The following is a 17073-nucleotide window of genomic DNA, read 5'->3' as shown; positions in this document are numbered from 1 at the left end:
TCTTCGCTGACGGTCGACGGCGGCCGGCTCACCGCCCGCCGCGACGCTGACACCTACTCGGAGACCGTGGAAGCCGCGCTTCCGGCCGTCGTGTCTGTCACGGACCAGATCAACGAGCCCCGGTACCCCAATTTCAAGGGCATCATCGCCGCCAAGCGCAAGAGCATCACCACCCTCTCGCTGGCGGACATCGGCGTGGATCCCTCGCAGGTAGGCCACGCGGGTTCGTGGACCACGGTAACCTCAGCCGAAGAACGCCCGCCCCGCACTGCCGGCACCATCATTACCGACGAAGGCGACGCCGGCATCAAACTGGTGGACTTCCTGGCCGCCCAGAAGCTGCTCTAAGAGGGATCACAGACATGGCAAACGTACTCGTATTCATTGATAACCCGGGCCAGGCCCTGAAGAAGAGCAGCCTCGAACTGCTGACCCTGGGCCGGTCCCTGGGTGAAACCGCCGTTGCACTGAACGGGGACCTCAGCGATGGCGTCTCGGCGGCCTTCGCCGAGTATGGCGTCAGCACGGTCTTCCGGCCGTCGGCCGCGGACCTGGACGACTACCTCGTGGCACCCAAGGCCGCCTACCTCGCCGCCGCCGCAGCATCGTCGGGCGCCGGCACCGTCATCCTTGACAACTCGCCTGAGGGCAAGGAGATCGCAGGTCGCCTGGGCATCCGCCTGAGCGCCGGCGTCATCACCGACGTCGTGGCAGTCGACGCCGACGGGACAGCACACAAGTCGGTCCTGGCCGGCTCGTACACCACCGCCGCGAAGACCACCACACCGGTCACAGTGCTGAGCGTCAAAGCCAACAACGTCAACCCGGAACCGGCCGCCGCGCCGAGCAGCCCGGCGACCACCACCGTGGAAGTACCCGCGGATGGCACGGCTACGGCCGCACGCATCACAGCCCGCGAGCAGAAGGTGGCCAGCGGCCGCCCTGACCTGACCGACGCCCGGATCGTCGTGGCCGGTGGCCGCGGAGTCGACGGCGACTTCGGCCCCGTCGAACAGCTTGCGGACGCTCTCGGTGCGGCTGTCGGCGCCTCCAGGGCAGCCACTGATGCCGGCTGGATCAGCCACGATGCCCAGGTGGGGCAGACCGGTAAAACGGTCTCACCCCAGCTGTACATCTCGGCGGGAATTTCCGGCGCCATCCAGCAGAAGGCCGGCATGCAGACGGCCAAGGTCATTGTGGCCATCAACAAGGACGCCGAGTCCCCGGTCTTCGAAATTGCCGATTTCGGCATCATCGGCGACCTCTTCGACGTCCTGCCCCAGGCCACGGAAGAAATCAAGAAGCGAAAAGGCTGATCCTTTGACCACTCCTGCTGTTGCAGCACAGAGCCCGTTCAACCCGGCCACGGCCCGGGTTGGGCGGGTGCTCTGTTTCGCGGCCCACCCTGACGACATCGACTTCGGCGCGGCCGGCACCATCGCTGCCTGGACGGCGGCCGGCGTCCAGGTCAGCTACTGCATCATGACCGACGGCGACGCCGGGGGCTTCGACCCGGCCCACCGGGCGGAGATCATCACGCTCAGAGCCGCCGAGCAGCGCCGGGCCGCCGAAATGGTGGGCGTCACCGACATCCATTACCTGCACGAGCGGGACGGTTACCTCGAACCGACCCACGAGGTGATGAAAGGGGTGGTCAAGCTGATCAGGGAACTCCGTCCCGACGTCGTGCTTGCCATGCACCCGGAACGGAACTGGAACCGGCTGCAGAAGAGCCACCCGGACCACCTGGCCGTGGGGGAGGCCGTGACCCGCGCCGTCTACCCGGCAGTGGAAAACCCGTTCGCGTACCCGGAGCTGGCTGAGGCCGGCCTCGCTGCATACAAACTTCCCTGGCTGTGGCTTTACGCCGGGCCGGAGGAGCGGGAGAACCACTTCGTCGACGTCACGGACCAAGTGCCCGCCAAGCTCGAGGCCATCCACGTGCACGTGAGCCAGCACCCTGACGTCAAAGCCATGGAAGCCGCAGTCCGGAACGGGATGAGCGTGAATGCCCGCCGTGCGGGAATGGCCGAGGGCCGCAGCGCCGAGGCGTTCCACGTTGTGGCAGTCAACGGCCCGGCGACCATCGCCGGCTTCTAGGCGGGCCGCAGGACGTCAGACGCCTGGGAGCCAGGCGTCTGACGCGTCAGGCTCCCAGAGTTGCTGCGGCCACCACAGGGGTGGTCGGGGTGGCTGAACCGCCCGTCGGTTCGACGGTGATTCCCAAGGCCGATGCTGAGGCGATCCCCTTCACGAGGGCAGGCTTGGACAGCGCTTCCTCGTCCATCAGGCCCTGGGAAACCGGCGCGGAGCCGTCCTTCGGGATCAGCCACATCTGGTAGACCTTGCCTGCCGGTGGGGCAGGCACACCGTTCATTTTGACCACGAGTGAATCCTTGGATGGCGACACGAGGACTGTGGCTGTTCCGCCGGCGGCGACCGGTACGGATGATTCAAAGGCATCCGCAGCACGGATAACCTGGTTCAGCGGATCGTTTTGATCTGCGACGTAAGCTCCCACGCCCACTCCGCCCAGGGCGATCACGGCGGCGGCCGCAACTCCGACGAGCCAACGGCGTGCGCCTCCTGGCCGGCGTCGTTCTTCCCTGCGCTGCCGCAGCTCGGCGAGTTCGTCGATGCCCCCGGCCGTAGGTCCCGCTGGGGGAGCCTGGGTAACGGACGGGGCCTGCGCGCCCTCAACCGGCAGCTGTGCAAGGGAGGGCAGCTGCGAAACAATGCGGGCGAACAGATCCGCCGGTGGTTCGGCCTCTGTCGTGAACGAAGTGGCCAGTGTCTCCCTGGCAAGGCGGACCCGTTCAAGGAACGCGTGGCGCTCGGCGTCGGACGCGGAAGAGATGTACTGGTCAATGGTGGCGCGCTCAGCGTCGGTGACAGCGTCCAGGGCGTAGAGCTCCGCGAGGTCGACGGCGCGGCCTGAATCCAGGTCCGCAGCGATCGAATCGCCAAACGAACCGGGACGGCGGCCTCCGGGACTATTCATTTCTGTCATCTCAACTCACCCCCAGACATGTCTTCAAGCGGATCAGTCCGTCGCGGATGCGGGACTTGATGGTAGGAACTGCGGCGTTGAGCTTCTCGGCAACCTCGCGGTACGTCAGGCCGCCGTAGTAGGCAAGCCGCACGGATTCCTGCTGTGTATCGGTCAGTGTGTCCAGGCACCGGACCACGGCCTCGGCTTCGAGCCTGGTGTCCACTTCATCGGATACGGAGTCGTGGTCGACGTCCTGGCTGCTGGCTCCGTACCGGGCCTCGCGGTCTGTAGCCGATTGCGAGGAACGGACTTTGTCCACTGCCCGCCGGTGCGAGATCGTCATCAGCCACGACAACGGGCTGCCCATCTCAGGGTTGAACTTGCCGGCGTTCTGCCAGACCTGGAGGAAGACTTCCTGTGTGGTGTCTTCGCTGAGCTCGGGATCGATGAGGACACGGCGTGCCATTCCGAAGACCCTGCGGGAGGTCAGCTGGTAGAACTGGGCAAACGCGGCCTGGTCACCGCCGGCGATCCGGGCCAGCAGTCCTGACAGACGCTGGCTGAGTTCTGCCGGTGAGTCGTTGACCGTAGGCGGAGCCTCGGAGTTCGGCGCGTTGGGAGTTTCCATCACTACCAAGCATAGGTCGCCCGGCGGCCAATCCGGGGCATCGCGGCCATGAGCGCCGACGGCGGCCCGCAGCCCCGGCTGATCAGCGGCACGGCCCGCATGCAACAGTGTCACCCGATGCTCCCTCCCTTTGCCCTCATTCTGCTGTCAGGAGTGATTCGGTGCAGGTGGCGCTCCGGATGGGCGGCCGGGCGTACGGGAGTGGGAAACTCAGAGGCGGGCGCCGGCAAACCCCTGTTGCCGCCATGCCTCATAGACGGCAATGGAGGCCGCGTTGGCAAGGTTCAGCGAACGCAGGGACGGAAGCATCGGAAGGCGGACGGTCGCGGTGACATGCGGATCGGTCTTGAGTTCCTCGGGCAGGCCGACCGATTCCTGGCCGAACAGCAGGACGTCGCCGGGCTGGTAGGCGATGTCCGCGTAGCTTGTGGTGCCGTCGGAGGTGAAGGCGTAGACCCGCTCCGGCTGTAGTTCGCGCCAGGCATCATCGATGTTCTTGTGGACGGTGACGACGGCGAGGTCATGGTAATCGAGGCCGGCCCGCCGGAGCTTGGCATCAGAGAAGTCGAAGCCGAGGGGTTCCACCAGGTGAAGCTCGGCGCCGGTAATGGCGGCCAGCCTGATGGCGTTGCCGGTGTTGCCGGGGATTTCGGGGGCGTGGAAGAGGATACGGAACACCGTCCAATCCTAGTCAACGGTTCAATGCATGCCGCGCAGCAGCCTTGCCAGTACCGACACGTTGACCGCATTCGGGGTGGGCCCGGACGAGAGGAAGTGTTTGAGGCCGCGGACCAGCCCGGCCGCATTGACCACCTGAATGGTCTCGCTTGACCCTGCGGCGCGCCGGTGGCGATCGATGACGGGTTCGTGAAGATTGCCGTCGGGACTGTGGATGACTGTCCAGCCGGTGACGTTCAGTTCGGGAAAGATGTCCTGCATTGCCCGCACAATGTGGGCGAGCTGCGGCGGTGCGATGGAGCGGCCGCCGTGGTTAAGCGTTTGCCCGTCCCACGCATAGGCGCCCTTGGGCAGGAGCATCGAATTGACCAGGGCCAGCCGGTAGCCGGACAGCAGCGCGTGGTCGATGTGGTTGTTGTCGGCAGGGGATTGCAGGCCATTGACCAGCCGGGCAGCCGGAATGGCGGGCAGTACCTGGCGGGCGATGAGTTGCACGGTCCGCAGCTCACGCTGGATCCGGGCTTCGGCGCCAAAAATGCCCCGCTTCCGTGGAATGCCGTGGACCTGCTGGCTGGCCTGGCTCAGCGGGATGAGGGGGACCGTACCCGTGGCCTCGAACGCTGCTGCGTCATAGGGCGGAACATAGAAAGGCTCGTCGCCGGCAGTATTGCGCGGCGTGCTTGGCCTGTGAACCGAAGCCGACGCGTGGCTCCCTGCGGCCGGCGCATCAAAGTGCGGACCCGCGGCAGAATCCCCTGAACCGCTTCCGCCCTTACCCGCGGCGTAGGAGCGGTCGTAGGCCTTCCTGCGTTGGGGATCTATCAGCGTTTCGTAGGCAGCAGTCACGCGCCGGAAGGCTGCGGCATCCCCGCCATGATCCGGGTGGGCCTTGCGTGCGGCCCGACGGTAAGCCACCTTGATTTCCTTCTCGGAGGCTGTCACGGCGACGCGGAGCACCTCGTAATAGGAGCTGCTGCTCTCGGTCAAGCACTCATCCTTCTTTTGGTCTGGCCAGTCCACGGCAGGCAGTCCGGTCGGCCCAGTTTAGCCGCCTGTCCAGATAACGTTTGTGCAGGATGAGGTGGTTCCCCGGCTGGCATAAACTCTTGAAGGATGACGGCCGGGTATGACCGTCCGGGGCTATTGCATTGGGGTTAGTACGTGAAAGCACACGCTTTGGCGGGATTGCGGGCGGGCTCGCTGCTTGCTGCGGCAGCGTTGACGGGCTGCAGCGTTGGCGTGCCGGACCCGGCGGCGCCAAAGGTTGAGCAGACCGTTACGGCACTGGCCACTCCGACCATCACGCCGGGCCATGACGCCGAGGCCGTGGCTGCCCAGGACATGCCTTTCGCTGCCGGCGGTACGTTGGCAGCGGGCGTCCCGGTGGGAATCTCGGACGGACTCAAGGATGTGCCCGGCTGGAAACCGGTTAAGCAGAATGTTGCCGGCGAAAGCCAGTACCTGAAGGCCGATGGCTGCCTGGTGGCAGCCAAGGTCCGCACAAAACAGTCGCCGCTGGCATTATCTGATGACAAGGAGTCCACCGTGGGCCTCTTCGCCTACCTGGACCCGAGCATCCTTCCCGGCTATTTGAAGACGTCGACGCTGCGGTGGGGCGGTGAGCGCGACAAGCCGGGTCCAACGGCCGAGGTGCTGCTGCTGGAAAGGCCGGCGCTGCCTGGAGCCGCCACGGCTGTTCTTGCCCGCGTATTCGGCACAGCCGCGTCCTCTGTGTATATCTCTGTTGCCTGCCCCGATGCCGGAACTTTAGGGGCGGCCCAGGCCGACGTCGTTGCGCACCTGGTGCTTGTTCCGCCGGCAAACTAGCGGTGCCGGCGGACGGACCCGGGGGAGAGCCGGTTCAGCGCAAGAGCGGCGATCATCAGCCCGAAGTCACGGAGCGCCACATCGTAGAAGCTGCCCAGGACCAGCAGGTTGACAATGATTCCGAGCAGCCAGACTGCAACCAGCAGGGCCCCGAACCGGGGACGCACGGCCACCGCTATCCCGGCGGTGATCTCCACCACGCCCACAACATACATCAACGTTTGTGCCGGGACCGGCACCACGGTGGTGGCAACCGGGGCGAGGTATATGGGCCAGTCGGCCAGGATGTTGGTGAACTTGTCCAGCCCGAAGATGATGGGCGCGGCTGTGAACACTGTGCGGAGCAGGAGGAACGCCTGCCGGTCCGGGCCGATGGTCACCAGCCGGCCGCGTGATGTGGTTGTTCCCGTGGTTTCCATGGCGTACTCCTTCTAAAAGTAGGTATAGTCATTTTAGAAAGCCCGTCGGGTTTAAGCAATGCTTTTTGTTTTTAGAAGGAGGGGTTTGGTGCGCAGGCTTCCCTGGGTCCGCCGCATGGCGGCCATCGCCTCGCTGGGGGACGGCAGGCGCAGGCAGCTTTTTGAGCTGATTGCCGCCTCTGACCAGGCGATGGGGCGTGATGACGCCGCCCTGGCACTGGGGGTACCCAGAAGTACGGCTTCATTCCATCTTGACAGGCTTGTGGACGACGGCCTGCTGGCCGTGGAATTCCAGAAGGCCTCAGGAAAGACCGGCCCTGGTTCCGGACGCCCGGCCAAGATGTACCGGCCTGCCACGGGCGAGGTCGGGGCCTCGGTACCGGACCGGAACTACGATCTCGCCGGTGAACTGCTGGCGGCGGCCATTGAACACTCCACGGACACCGGCCTCCCTGTGGGTGATTCTTTGCGGGACATCTCACGCCAAAGTGGCCTGCAGCTGGCCGCAGATTCCACCAGCCTGGCGGAATTCATTGCGGGGGAGGGCTACCAACCCGAGCCCGATGGCTCGGGAGGGTTCGTCCTGCGGAACTGTCCGTTCCACCGTCTCGCAGGCGGGCATCCCGGGGTGGTCTGCGCCATGAACGGTTCCTTTTTACAGGGTGCGGCCGCGGCGTGCGGAGAGCCGGAGGACCGGGTGGCACCCAACGACGTGCCGGGCCAGTGCTGCGCCAGGATCACGCCGCCCCTGAATCCCTGACCATCAACGCGGCTAGAATTGATGCGTGCCCGTTTACCTCGACCATGCAGCCACCACGCCCATTTCTTCCGAAGCGCTGGCGGCCCTGACCCGCGAACTCGCGCGCACCGGCAATCCGTCGTCCCTGCACGGATCAGGCCGCCGGGCCAGGCGTTCCGTGGAGGATGCCAGGGAAACCATAGCGACGGCGGCAGGAGCCCATCCCTCCGAGGTCATCTTTACTTCCGGCGGCACTGAGTCCGACAACCTGGCCGTGAAAGGCCTGTACTGGTCACGGGTGTCCGAGGACCCTGCCCGGCGTCGCATCCTCTGCTCCGCCGTCGAGCACCATGCGGTGCTGGACACGGTTGAATGGCTGGAGCGGCACGAAGGTGCGGCTGTCACCTGGCTTCCCGTGGACGGCATGGGGGTGGTGGACCTCGAGGTCCTTGCCGCCGAACTTTCCCGTGATCCGGAGTCCATTGCGCTGGTAACAGTCATGTGGGCCAACAACGAAGTGGGCACCGTCCAACCCATCCGGCGGATCGTCGAGCTGTCGCACGCGGCGGGGGTTCCGGTCCACTCCGACGCTGTGCAGGCGCTCGGCTCGTTGCCGGTCGATTTCAAGGCTTCAGGGCTTGATGCGATGTCGGTGTCCGCGCACAAGATCGGCGGCCCCGTGGGCGTGGGTGCCTTGCTGTTGGGCAGGGCCGTCAAGCTGACCCCCGTCCAGCACGGCGGCGGCCAGGAGCGGGACGTACGCTCCGGGACCCTGGACACGGCGTCCATCGCCGCCTTCGCCGCGGCCGCCGAAGCCGCGACGGAACGGCTGACCGAAGAGTCGGGCCGGATGGCGGCACTGCGGGACAAGCTGATCGACGGCGTCCTTGAGCGCGTGCCCGAGGCGGTGCTGCGCGGGGCGCCGGGGGAAGGGCGACTGCCCGGAAACGCCCACTTCACCTTCCCTGGCTGTGAAGGCGATTCCCTGCTTTTCCTGCTTGACCTTGCGGGGGTTGAGTCCTCCACCGGATCAGCCTGCACGGCAGGGGTCCCCCGCCCATCCCATGTCCTGCTGGCCATGGGACTGGACGAGGAAACGGCCCGCGGCGCACAGCGCTTCACGCTCGGCCACGCCTCCACCGAGGCGGACGTCGATGCCCTGCTGGCGGCCCTGCCCGGTGCCTATGCCAGGGCACGGCAGGCGGGGATGGCCGGACACGAATCGTCCATCCAGACGGCTGGAACGGTGGCGCGTCAGGCCGCTTCGGGCAGGAGCTGATCCAGGCCGGCGGACGCATCGGCGAGCCGCCCCGCCGGAACAGGAACTCCCGCCGAAATGAGGGCTTTGATAACCTTCTGTGCCCCTGGCTGGGGCGTCCGCGGCCAGTTGACGCTCATGCCGGCGACCACCCGCGAGTCCTGCTGCCAGAAGGCAATAAACTCCTTGGCCTCCAGTGACCCCCTGATCACCGGTTCGGCGCCCGCAGCCAAGGCCGGAAAACCTGAGTACTCCATGCTGACGTCGAACTGGTCGGTATAGAAGTAGGGGATGGCGCTGTGGGTGGCTTCCAAACCGAGCATTGCCTTCGCCGCCACCTTGCCGCCATTGAGCGCGTTGGACCAATGCTCGCTGCGATAGTGCCGGCCGGTGAACGGATGCAGGGCGTTGGCCACGTCGCCGGCCGCAAAAATGCCTGGCACGCTGGTCCGGAGGGAGGCGTCCGTGAGGATCCCGTTCTCCACGGCCAGCCCGGCCGCTTGGGCCAACCCTGTCCCGGGAACCACTCCGACGGCGATGACCACTATGTCCGCCGGCAGCACCTCTCCGGAATCGGTGATCACCCCGGTGACCGTCCCGTCCGCCCCGGTCAGCTCCCGCGCCGAGGCGGGAAGCCGGAAGCCCACACCGTTGCGTTCGTGAAGTCCCCGGAAGAACTGTCCGAGATCAGGGCCGATGGCGCCGGCCAAAGGGATGTCCTCCAGGCCCAGGAGCGTGACGTTGTTGCCATAGGTGGCCGCGGCCGCTGCGAGTTCCATGCCGATCCAGCCCGAACCGATCATGACCACGTTCTTCCCGCCCGGTGCCAGGGCGCTGCGCAGCAGTCGGCTGTCATCCAGCGTGCGGAACGTTGTGACCCCGGCCAGGTCGCTGCCCGGCAGGCGCAGAGTCCTGGGCGTCGCCCCTGTGGCGAGGAGAAGTGATCCGTAGTCCAGCGACGTTCCGTCGCCCAATTGGACTGTCCGGGAGCCGGGCCGGATGCGGGTGACGCTGACGCCGAGGCGGAGGCCGACGTCGTGCTCTGCGTACCAGCCTTCGGGCACCACCGGGACGGCATCCTCCCCAACTTTGCCCAGCAGATACTCCTTCGACAGCGGCGGCCGCAAATAGGGGGCATGGGCTTCGGCGGCGACTATGGTCACCAGGCCCGCGAAGCCTTCGGCCCGAAGGGTCTTCGCGGCGGTGGCGCCGGCCAGCCCGCCGCCAACAATCACGATGTCCTCAACGGCCATGACCATCGGCTCCCTTCTCTGGTGTCGCAATATCTAAAATCGTTAATCTTGACTTTAGAAGACAGGGCGGCTGCAGTCAAGGTCTTTTGGGTAGTAATCGGCGTGCCGATAGACTGGATCGGCAGGCATTGTGTTATTTCTGCGGCTGCCGGCCGAACGGCCATTGCCGCCTACTGCCAGCAACCCCCGAACCCTAAAGAAAGCCAGCATGCGAGTTCTAGCAGCCATGAGTGGTGGAGTTGACTCCGCCGTTGCCGCAGCACGTGCCGTTGAAGCCGGGCACGACGTCGTCGGCGTTCACCTTGCGCTGTCCCGGATGCCGGGGACACTGCGGACGGGCAGCCGTGGCTGCTGCACCATCGAAGACTCGCGCGACGCGTGGCGTGCCTGCGACGTCCTTGGCATTCCTTATTACGTCTGGGATTTCTCCGAGCGCTTCAAGGAAGACGTCGTCCAGGACTTCATAGACGAATATGCGGCCGGGCGCACCCCCAACCCATGCATGCGCTGTAATGAGCGGATCAAGTTCGCAGCGCTGCTCGAGAAGGCAATTGCCCTGGGCTTCGACGCCGTCTGCACAGGCCACTACGCCAAGGTCATCACTGACGCCGAGGGAAACCCCGAGCTGCACCGCGCCGCTGACTGGGCCAAGGACCAGAGCTACGTCCTCGGTGTGCTCACGCATGAGCAGCTCAAGCATTCCATGTTCCCGCTGGCTGACACGCCTTCCAAGGCCGAGGTGCGGGCCGAGGCCGAGCGTCGCGGGCTTTCGGTAGCGAACAAGCCGGACAGCCACGACATCTGCTTTATCCCCGACGGCGACACCGCCGGCTGGCTGGCCGAAAAGATCGACATGACCACCGGCGACATCGTGGATGAAACAGGGGCCAAAGTGGGGGAGCACCCTGGGGCCAACGCCTTCACGGTGGGCCAGCGCCGCGGCCTGAAGCTGGGTACCCCGGCGGCAGACGGCAAGCCCCGCTTCGTCCTGGAGATCCGGCCGAAGGAAAACAAAGTGGTGGTGGGCCCCCAGTCCCTGCTTGCCATTGACGAGATCCGCGGCATCAAGGTCTCATGGGCCGGTTTGCCTATCGCTGAGATCGCCACGGGGGCAGAGTTTGACTGCTACGCCCAGGTCCGGGCCCATGGCGATCCAGTGCTGGCAACGGCCCGCATGGTGGCCGGCGCTGATTCGGAACAGCTGCTGGTGACCCTGACCGACCCGCTCCGCGGCGTTGCGCCAGGCCAGACCATTGTCCTCTACCAGGGAAGCCGAGTGCTTGGCCAGGCCACCATCGACGCCGCGCGGTCGCTGCAGCGCGCCGAACTCTAGGACGGGCACAACCCCATTCTGGTAAATTTTGTGTCTCAACTCACTAAATAGCTCTTTGGTGAGCCTGCTGTCTGGTTGAATCTAGGCATCAGGACAGCGCGTTGCCCGCTCAAGCGAATACACCCCATCAGCGGGCGGCGAGCGCGTACTCATCGAACAGAAAGTTCACAGATGACCAAGAGCACTAAAGCCTTGCGGAGCGCAATCGCGCTCGCAGGCGTATCCGCCTTCGCACTGACAGCCTGCACGGGCCCATCCGGCGGTGGCGGCGGCACTTCCACCGAGAGTGCCGGTGGCGGCACCATCACCTTTGGAACGACTGACAAAGTGGTCACGCTCGATCCCGCTGGTTCCTATGACGGCGGGTCTTTCATGGTGATGAACCAGATCTACCCGTTCCTCATGAATTACAAGCCCGGCACCGCAGAGGCCAGCCCGGACATCGCAGAATCCGCATCGTTCACCAGCCCCACCGAATACACGGTGAAGCTGAAGTCAGGTTTGAAGTTCGCCAACGGCAACGCCCTGGACTCCTCGGACGTGGTTTTCTCGTTCAAGCGCGTGGCGGCGATCAACGATCCCAACGGCCCCGCTTCCTTGCTGTCCAACATGAGCACGGTGGAGGCCAAAGACCCCACCACCGTGGTCTTCACCCTCAAAGCCGCCAACGACCAGGTGTTCCCGGGCGTCCTCGCCTCGAACCCCGGTCCCATCGTGGATGAGCAGGTGTTCCCTGCCGACAAGATCATGGACGACGACGCCATCATCGCGGGCAAGCCGTTCGCTGGCCAGTACGTTATTGAGAGCTACAAAAAGAACGAACTTGTCAGCTTCAAGCCGAACGCTGACTACAAGGGCCTGCTGGGGGCAGCATCCAACGACGGTGCCAACCTTAAGCACTACGCCGACCCGAACAACCTCAAGCTGGACGTGCAGCAGGGCAATATCGACGTCGCCGGCCGCATTCTGACTGCCACCGACGTAGCCGACCTCGAGAAGGACTCCAAGGTCAAGGTCCACAAGGGCCCGGGTGGGGAACTCCGCTACATGGTCTTCAATTTCGACACCATGCCCTTTGGTGCCAAGACCCCCGAGGCTGATCCCGCGAAGGCCCTGGCAGTGCGCCAGGCCGTTGCCCACCTGGTGGACCGGGACGTCATCGCATCCCAGGTCTTCAAGAACACCTACACCCCCGTGTACTCCTACGTCCCGCAGGGCTTCGAAGGGGCCTCCGAGCCGTTGAAGAGCCTCTATGGTGACGGCAGCGGCAAGCCCAGCCTGGACAAGGCAAAGAAGGTGCTCGCGGATGCCGGCGTCACCTCCACCGTGGATCTGAAGCTGCAGTACACCGACCGGTACGGCACCTCCGCAGCAGACGAATACGCGCTGGTGAAGCAGCAGCTCGAAAAGTCGGGCCTGTTCACCGTGGACCTCAAGTCCACTGAATGGACCACCTACACCAAGGAACGGCGCGCGGACGCGTACCCCGTCTACCAGCTCGGGTGGTTCCCGGACTACTCCGACGCCGACAACTACCTGACGCCGTTCTTCATCCCGGGGAACTTCCTGGGCAACCACTACGAGAACCCGGCAGTCACCGAAGTCGTCAACAAGCAGCTGGTCACCACGGACAAGGCAGAGCGCAGCAAGCTCATCGGAGAGGCCCAGGAAGCAATTGCCAAGGATCTCTCCACCATCCCGCTGCTTCAGGGTGCCCAGGTCATGGTTGCGGGCACTGACGTCAAGGGAGTCGAAAAGACCCTGGATGCATCCTTCAAGACCCGTCTTGGTGTGATGTCCAAGTAGGTCCCCGGCCCATCCGGTTCTGATCACGGCCGCGAGGCGGGGCGTCTACCGGCGTCCCGCCTCGCTGCTGGTCTCAGGCCAGCGCGGGGGAAGCTGCTGGCTCCGGCCACCACAAACTTAGGTACCAATGACTACATTGATTGACGCGCCGCCCAGCGACGCAGACGGAATCCTTCCGTCCAGCAAGAAATCTTCAGGCGGGGGGCTTGGACAGTACATCCTGATCCGGTTCCTGCTGATCTTCCCGACCATCTTCATCCTCGTCACCATGGTGTTCTTCCTGATGCGGATCACCGGCGATCCCATCACCACGGCCATGGGTGGCAGGCTGCCCATGGAACAGCTCCAGGAACGGATCCATAACGCCGGTTATGACCGCCCCATCCTGGTGCAGTACTTCGAGTACCTGGGGCAGCTGGCCACCGGCAACTTCGGCAGGACCCTCTCGGACAACCGCGCCGTCTCGGAGATGCTGACCACGTACGGTGCAGCCACCCTCGAACTGTCCGTCAACGCCCTGATCCTGGCCCTCCTCGTGGGCATCCCGCTCGGGATGATTGCAGCCCAGCGCCGCGACCACGCACCTGACGCGGTGCTGCGGGTATTTGCGATTCTCTGCTACGCAACGCCCGTCTTCTTCGCCGGCATGCTGCTGAAGCTGACGTTTTCCGTCTGGCTCGGCTGGCTTCCTGTCGCGGGACGCGCCAAAACGTCCTCCGAACTGGCACTGAACTCCCTCGAGGCCCCCACCGGAATCTACTGGCTGGATGCGCTGCGCAGCGGCAACATGGCGGCACTGGGAGACGTGACGGCACATGCCGTGCTTCCCGCCGTCGCGCTTGGCCTGCTCACCGCCGGAATCTTCCTCCGGCTGGTCCGCACCAACGTGATCGGCACACTGGGCAAAGACTACGTGGAGGCCGGCCGTTCACGCGGCGTCAGCGAGTTCCGCCTGGTCACCAAGCACGCCTACAAGCCGGCGTTGATTCCCATCATCACGGTCATGGGCCTGCAGATCGCGGTGATGCTCGGCGGTGCGGTGCTCACCGAAAAAACCTTCGAATGGAAAGGCCTGGGCTTCCAGCTGGCCAACTACCTGACCGCCCGCGACTTCGTAGCGGTCCAGGGCATTGTGGTCCTGCTGGCCATCATCGTCGCGGTGACCAACTTCATCGTGGACATTGTTGCCGCGCTGATCGACCCCCGGGTGAGGTACTGACATGAGCGTCCTTCCCGCAAACGAACCCCTGGCCAACCCGCGGGCCCCCTTCTACCGGCGCCTCCCGGTGGTCTCGCACTTCAACAAAAGCGTGGGGCTGCAGCGCGGCATGCTGGTGGCCGGCCTGGTCCTTACCGGCCTGTTCCTCCTGACGGCGCTACTCGCCCCGTTGCTCGCGCCCTTCGGTTTCTCCCAGCTCGCGGATGCGGACGGCAACTTTCCCACCCAGGAGGCTCCCGGCGGCAAACACCTGCTGGGCACCACGGTGGGCGGGTACGACGTCCTGTCCCGGGTCATCTGGGGAGCCCAGGCCGCCTTGTTCGTCATCGTGGTGGCTGTGCTGATGTCCATCGTCATCGGCGTGATCCTGGGGCTGGTGAGCGGCTACATCGGCGGCTGGCTGGACCGGATCCTGGTGGTCATTGCCGATGCTGTCTACGCCTTCCCGTCGCTGCTGGTGGCCATCGTGATGGCCATCGTCATCAGCGGCGGGCAATCCAGCCTCATCGGCGGTATCTTCGCCGCCGGCACGGCCATCACCTTGGTCTTTATTCCCCAGTATTTCCGGGTCATCCGTGCCGAGACCGTCAGGCTGAAAGCTGAACCCTTCGTCGAATCGGCCAAGGTTGTGGGCGCCTCAAACATCCGCATCATGAGCCGCCACATCTACAGAAACGCCACCCGCACACTGCCCTTGATTTTCACCCTGAACGCCTCCGAGGCCATCCTTACGTTGGCCGCCCTCGGTTTCCTGGGCTTCGGCATTGAGCCAAGTTCCGCAGCCGAGTGGGGATACGACCTGAACAAGGCGCTCGCGGATACCACCTCCGGAATCTGGTGGACCGGGCTCTTTCCCGGTGTGGCCATGGTTCTGACCGTGGTGGGCCTCACCCTCGTGGGCGAGAGCATCAATGACCTGAACGACCCCCGCCTTCGTGGGCGCAAGGCAGCGGGCACCGCCGGCGGACCTGATTCATCGGCCGCTGCCCAGGCAGCCATCAGTGCGGATGTGAGAGGATTTTGACCATTAACACGGGTTCCATTTCGGACCAGTCCAGGCCAGCGGGCCAGCCGGTCCTGGAAATCAACCACCTTAAAGTCACGTTCGCCACGGACGGCGGAGACGTCTATGCAGTGAAGGATGTCAGCCTTGACGTCCGTTCCGGCGAAGTCCTGGCAATCGTCGGCGAATCCGGTTCCGGCAAAACGGTGACCGCCAAGACCATCCTGGGTTTGCTCCCGGAGACCGCCACCAGCGGGGGAGCCGTCCTGATCAACGGGAACAACGTGATCAGCGTCAGCGCCTCGAAGCTCAGGCAGATCCGTGGCCGGGATGTGGCCATGGTGTTCCAGGAACCGTCAACGGCCCTGAACCCCGTCTTCACCGTAGGCTGGCAGATTGCCGAAGGAATCCGTGCCCACGCAACCGGCTCCGGAGGAAGGCGTGTCTCGGCCAAGGATGCTAAAGCCCGTGCCATTGAGGCCCTGCGGAAAGTCGGGATCCCGGATCCTGAGCACAGGGTCAACTACTATCCGCACCAGTTCTCCGGCGGCCAGAAGCAGCGTGTGGTGATTGCCGCCGCCCTGGCCCTGAACCCGGGGCTGATTGTGGCGGACGAGCCCACCACTGCGCTGGATGTCACCGTCCAGGCGGAAATCCTTGAGCTGTTGAGGGACCTCCGCGACAAATACGGCACATCGATCGTGCTGATCACCCACAACATGGGTGTGGTGGCGGACCTCGCGGACCGCGTCGTGGTCATGTACCAGGGAGACGTCGTGGAGGAGGCTCCTGCGCGGGTGCTGTTCGCCGAGCCCAAACAGGACTACACCAAGAAGCTGCTGGCCGCTGTTCCCCACCTGGGCAGGAACTCTGCCTCGGAGGGGTTGCTGGAACGGGCCCACCAGGGCTCGCCGGTGCTGGTGGAGGCAACCAACCTGACCATTGAGTATCCCGGCCGGCTGGGCACCCCGGCCTTCAAAGCCGTGGACGGGGTCAGCTTTACGGTCTCGGAGGGTGAGGTTTTCGGGCTGGTGGGTGAATCCGGTTCAGGAAAGACCACCATCGGCCGGGCCATCGCCGGCCTGAACCGGACAACGGGTGGCAGCCTGAAGGTACTGGGCTACGAAATGCTGAACCTGAAGGAGCGGACGTTCAAACCGCTGCGGAAGGACATCGGCTTTGTCTTCCAGGATCCGGCCGCGTCCTTCAACCCGCAACTGACCATCGGCGACTGCGTGGCAGAGCCCATGATCATCCACACCAACCCCAGCCCGGCGCAGGCGCGCAAACGCGTTGGTGAGCTGCTCGAATCAGTGCAGCTGCCGGCGTCGTACGCTGACCGGTACCCGCACGAGCTGTCCGGCGGCCAGCGCCAGCGGGCTTCCCTGGCACGGGCACTCATCCTGAACCCGAGGCTCCTGATCGCGGATGAGCCGACGTCGGCACTCGACGTTTCGGTGCAGGCCAAGGTTCTGGAACTTTTCAAGGAGATCCAGGCCGAGTTCGGATTCGCGGCGCTGTTCATCAGCCACGACCTCGCCGTGGTGGACATCCTGTCGCAGTGGGTCGGGGTGCTGTACAAAGGCAAGCTCGTGGAGCAGGGGATCGGCAGCCAGATCATGGGGGCGCCGCAGCACGAGTACACCAAACGCCTGATCGCGTCCCTTCCGGTTCCCGATCCGGACGAGCAGGCGCGGCGCCGGGAGGCGCACCGGGCGTTGCTGGCCGGCTAGGCCCCTGAGCGGGGCCTGCTTGACGTTGCACAGTGCACTCAGCGACGCAGAGCAGGCTCCGCAACCCAGCTGCCCATAGACTTGGATCATGACGCAGCAAAACCACGATGTCCCCGAAACCGACGCTTTCGATCCCGCCGCGAGTTCCCTGGCCGGCCAAGTGAACGATTCGGTGATGGCGGAAT

Annotated in this window: 17 protein-coding genes; 11 read left to right on the top strand and 6 right to left on the bottom strand. The window is 64.9% G+C overall.

What is annotated here, in order from left to right:
* From DBR22_RS04690 to DBR22_RS04680, 3 genes are all read left to right on the top strand, one after another.
* A partial coding sequence (locus tag DBR22_RS04690; RefSeq protein ID WP_375134897.1) for an electron transfer flavoprotein subunit beta/FixA family protein occupies positions 1-348 on the top strand: 348 nt, incomplete at its 5' end.
* Between the two features lie 14 nt (positions 349-362).
* The gene (locus DBR22_RS04685; protein WP_108598008.1) at positions 363-1316 is read left to right on the top strand and encodes an electron transfer flavoprotein subunit alpha/FixB family protein; all 954 of its coding nucleotides are present in this window, start codon (positions 363-365) and stop codon (positions 1314-1316) included.
* 4 nt (positions 1317-1320) lie between these two features.
* A complete protein-coding gene (locus DBR22_RS04680) occupies positions 1321-2100 on the top strand; it encodes a PIG-L deacetylase family protein (RefSeq protein ID WP_108598007.1) in 780 nt (259 codons plus the stop codon).
* A gap of 46 nt (positions 2101-2146) precedes the next feature.
* Here the strand turns inward: DBR22_RS04680 and DBR22_RS04675 are convergent, their stop codons facing one another.
* The 4 genes from DBR22_RS04675 to DBR22_RS04660 form a co-directional block, all read right to left on the bottom strand.
* Positions 2147-3010: an anti-sigma factor gene (locus DBR22_RS04675; RefSeq protein ID WP_108598006.1), complete on the bottom strand. Its 864-nt coding sequence runs from the start codon at positions 3008-3010 to the stop codon at positions 2147-2149.
* Between the two features lies 1 nt (position 3011).
* Positions 3012-3620: a sigma-70 family RNA polymerase sigma factor gene (locus DBR22_RS04670; RefSeq protein ID WP_108598005.1), complete on the bottom strand. Its 609-nt coding sequence runs from the start codon at positions 3618-3620 to the stop codon at positions 3012-3014.
* Between the two features lie 210 nt (positions 3621-3830).
* Positions 3831-4298 (bottom strand): tRNA (cytidine(34)-2'-O)-methyltransferase, encoded by a 468-nt coding sequence (locus DBR22_RS04665; protein ID WP_108598004.1) that lies wholly within the window; start codon positions 4296-4298, stop codon positions 3831-3833.
* 21 nt (positions 4299-4319) lie between these two features.
* A complete protein-coding gene (locus DBR22_RS04660) occupies positions 4320-5285 on the bottom strand; it encodes a J domain-containing protein (protein ID WP_108598003.1) in 966 nt (321 codons plus the stop codon).
* A 174-nt stretch (positions 5286-5459) separates the two neighbouring features.
* On the opposite strand from DBR22_RS04660, the gene DBR22_RS04655 reads away from it, so the two are divergent.
* Positions 5460-6125, top strand: coding sequence for a hypothetical protein (locus tag DBR22_RS04655; protein ID WP_258229042.1), 666 nt, complete (start codon positions 5460-5462; stop codon positions 6123-6125).
* Here DBR22_RS04655 and DBR22_RS04650 read toward each other — a convergent pair.
* On the bottom strand, positions 6122-6544 hold the full coding sequence (locus tag DBR22_RS04650; RefSeq protein WP_108598001.1) for a hypothetical protein: 423 nt from the start codon (positions 6542-6544) through the stop codon (positions 6122-6124). The two genes, DBR22_RS04655 and DBR22_RS04650, sit on opposite strands and share 4 nt — an antisense overlap.
* 88 nt (positions 6545-6632) lie before the next feature.
* Between DBR22_RS04650 and DBR22_RS04645 the strand changes: the two genes are divergently transcribed.
* Both DBR22_RS04645 and DBR22_RS04640 read left to right on the top strand, forming a co-directional pair.
* Positions 6633-7304 (top strand): helix-turn-helix transcriptional regulator, encoded by a 672-nt coding sequence (locus tag DBR22_RS04645; RefSeq protein WP_181365026.1) that lies wholly within the window; start codon positions 6633-6635, stop codon positions 7302-7304.
* A gap of 25 nt (positions 7305-7329) precedes the next feature.
* Positions 7330-8562 (top strand): cysteine desulfurase family protein, encoded by a 1233-nt coding sequence (locus tag DBR22_RS04640; RefSeq protein WP_108597999.1) that lies wholly within the window; start codon positions 7330-7332, stop codon positions 8560-8562.
* Here DBR22_RS04640 and DBR22_RS04635 read toward each other — a convergent pair.
* A complete protein-coding gene (locus DBR22_RS04635; RefSeq protein WP_108598010.1) occupies positions 8538-9794 on the bottom strand; it encodes an NAD(P)/FAD-dependent oxidoreductase in 1257 nt (418 codons plus the stop codon). The genes DBR22_RS04640 and DBR22_RS04635 overlap by 25 nt on opposite strands.
* A gap of 226 nt (positions 9795-10020) precedes the next feature.
* Between DBR22_RS04635 and mnmA the strand changes: the two genes are divergently transcribed.
* The 5 genes from mnmA (at position 10021) to DBR22_RS04610 (ending at position 16888) form a co-directional block, all read left to right on the top strand.
* Positions 10021-11127 carry a tRNA 2-thiouridine(34) synthase MnmA gene (gene mnmA / locus DBR22_RS04630; RefSeq protein ID WP_375134898.1) on the top strand — a complete coding sequence of 369 codons (1107 nt, stop codon included), beginning with the start codon at positions 10021-10023 and terminating at the stop codon, positions 11125-11127.
* Between the two features lie 171 nt (positions 11128-11298).
* A complete protein-coding gene (locus DBR22_RS04625) occupies positions 11299-12933 on the top strand; it encodes an ABC transporter substrate-binding protein (protein WP_108597997.1) in 1635 nt (544 codons plus the stop codon).
* 127 nt (positions 12934-13060) lie between these two features.
* On the top strand, positions 13061-14152 hold the full coding sequence (locus tag DBR22_RS04620) for an ABC transporter permease (RefSeq protein ID WP_108597996.1): 1092 nt from the start codon (positions 13061-13063) through the stop codon (positions 14150-14152).
* A 1-nt stretch (position 14153) separates the two neighbouring features.
* On the top strand, positions 14154-15176 hold the full coding sequence (locus DBR22_RS04615) for an ABC transporter permease (RefSeq protein WP_108597995.1): 1023 nt from the start codon (positions 14154-14156) through the stop codon (positions 15174-15176).
* The gene (locus DBR22_RS04610) at positions 15173-16888 is read left to right on the top strand and encodes an ABC transporter ATP-binding protein (protein ID WP_181365025.1); all 1716 of its coding nucleotides are present in this window, start codon (positions 15173-15175) and stop codon (positions 16886-16888) included. The genes DBR22_RS04615 and DBR22_RS04610 overlap by 4 nt, the downstream gene beginning before the upstream one ends.
* Positions 16889-17073 lie beyond the last annotated feature (185 nt).

It is taken from the genome of Arthrobacter sp. HMWF013, from assembly GCF_003061105.1.
In the GTDB taxonomy this organism is placed as follows: Bacteria; Actinomycetota; Actinomycetes; order Actinomycetales; family Micrococcaceae; genus Arthrobacter.
The sequence above is the reverse complement of the archived record's forward strand: the minus strand, read 5'-3'. Positions and strand labels throughout refer to the sequence as shown.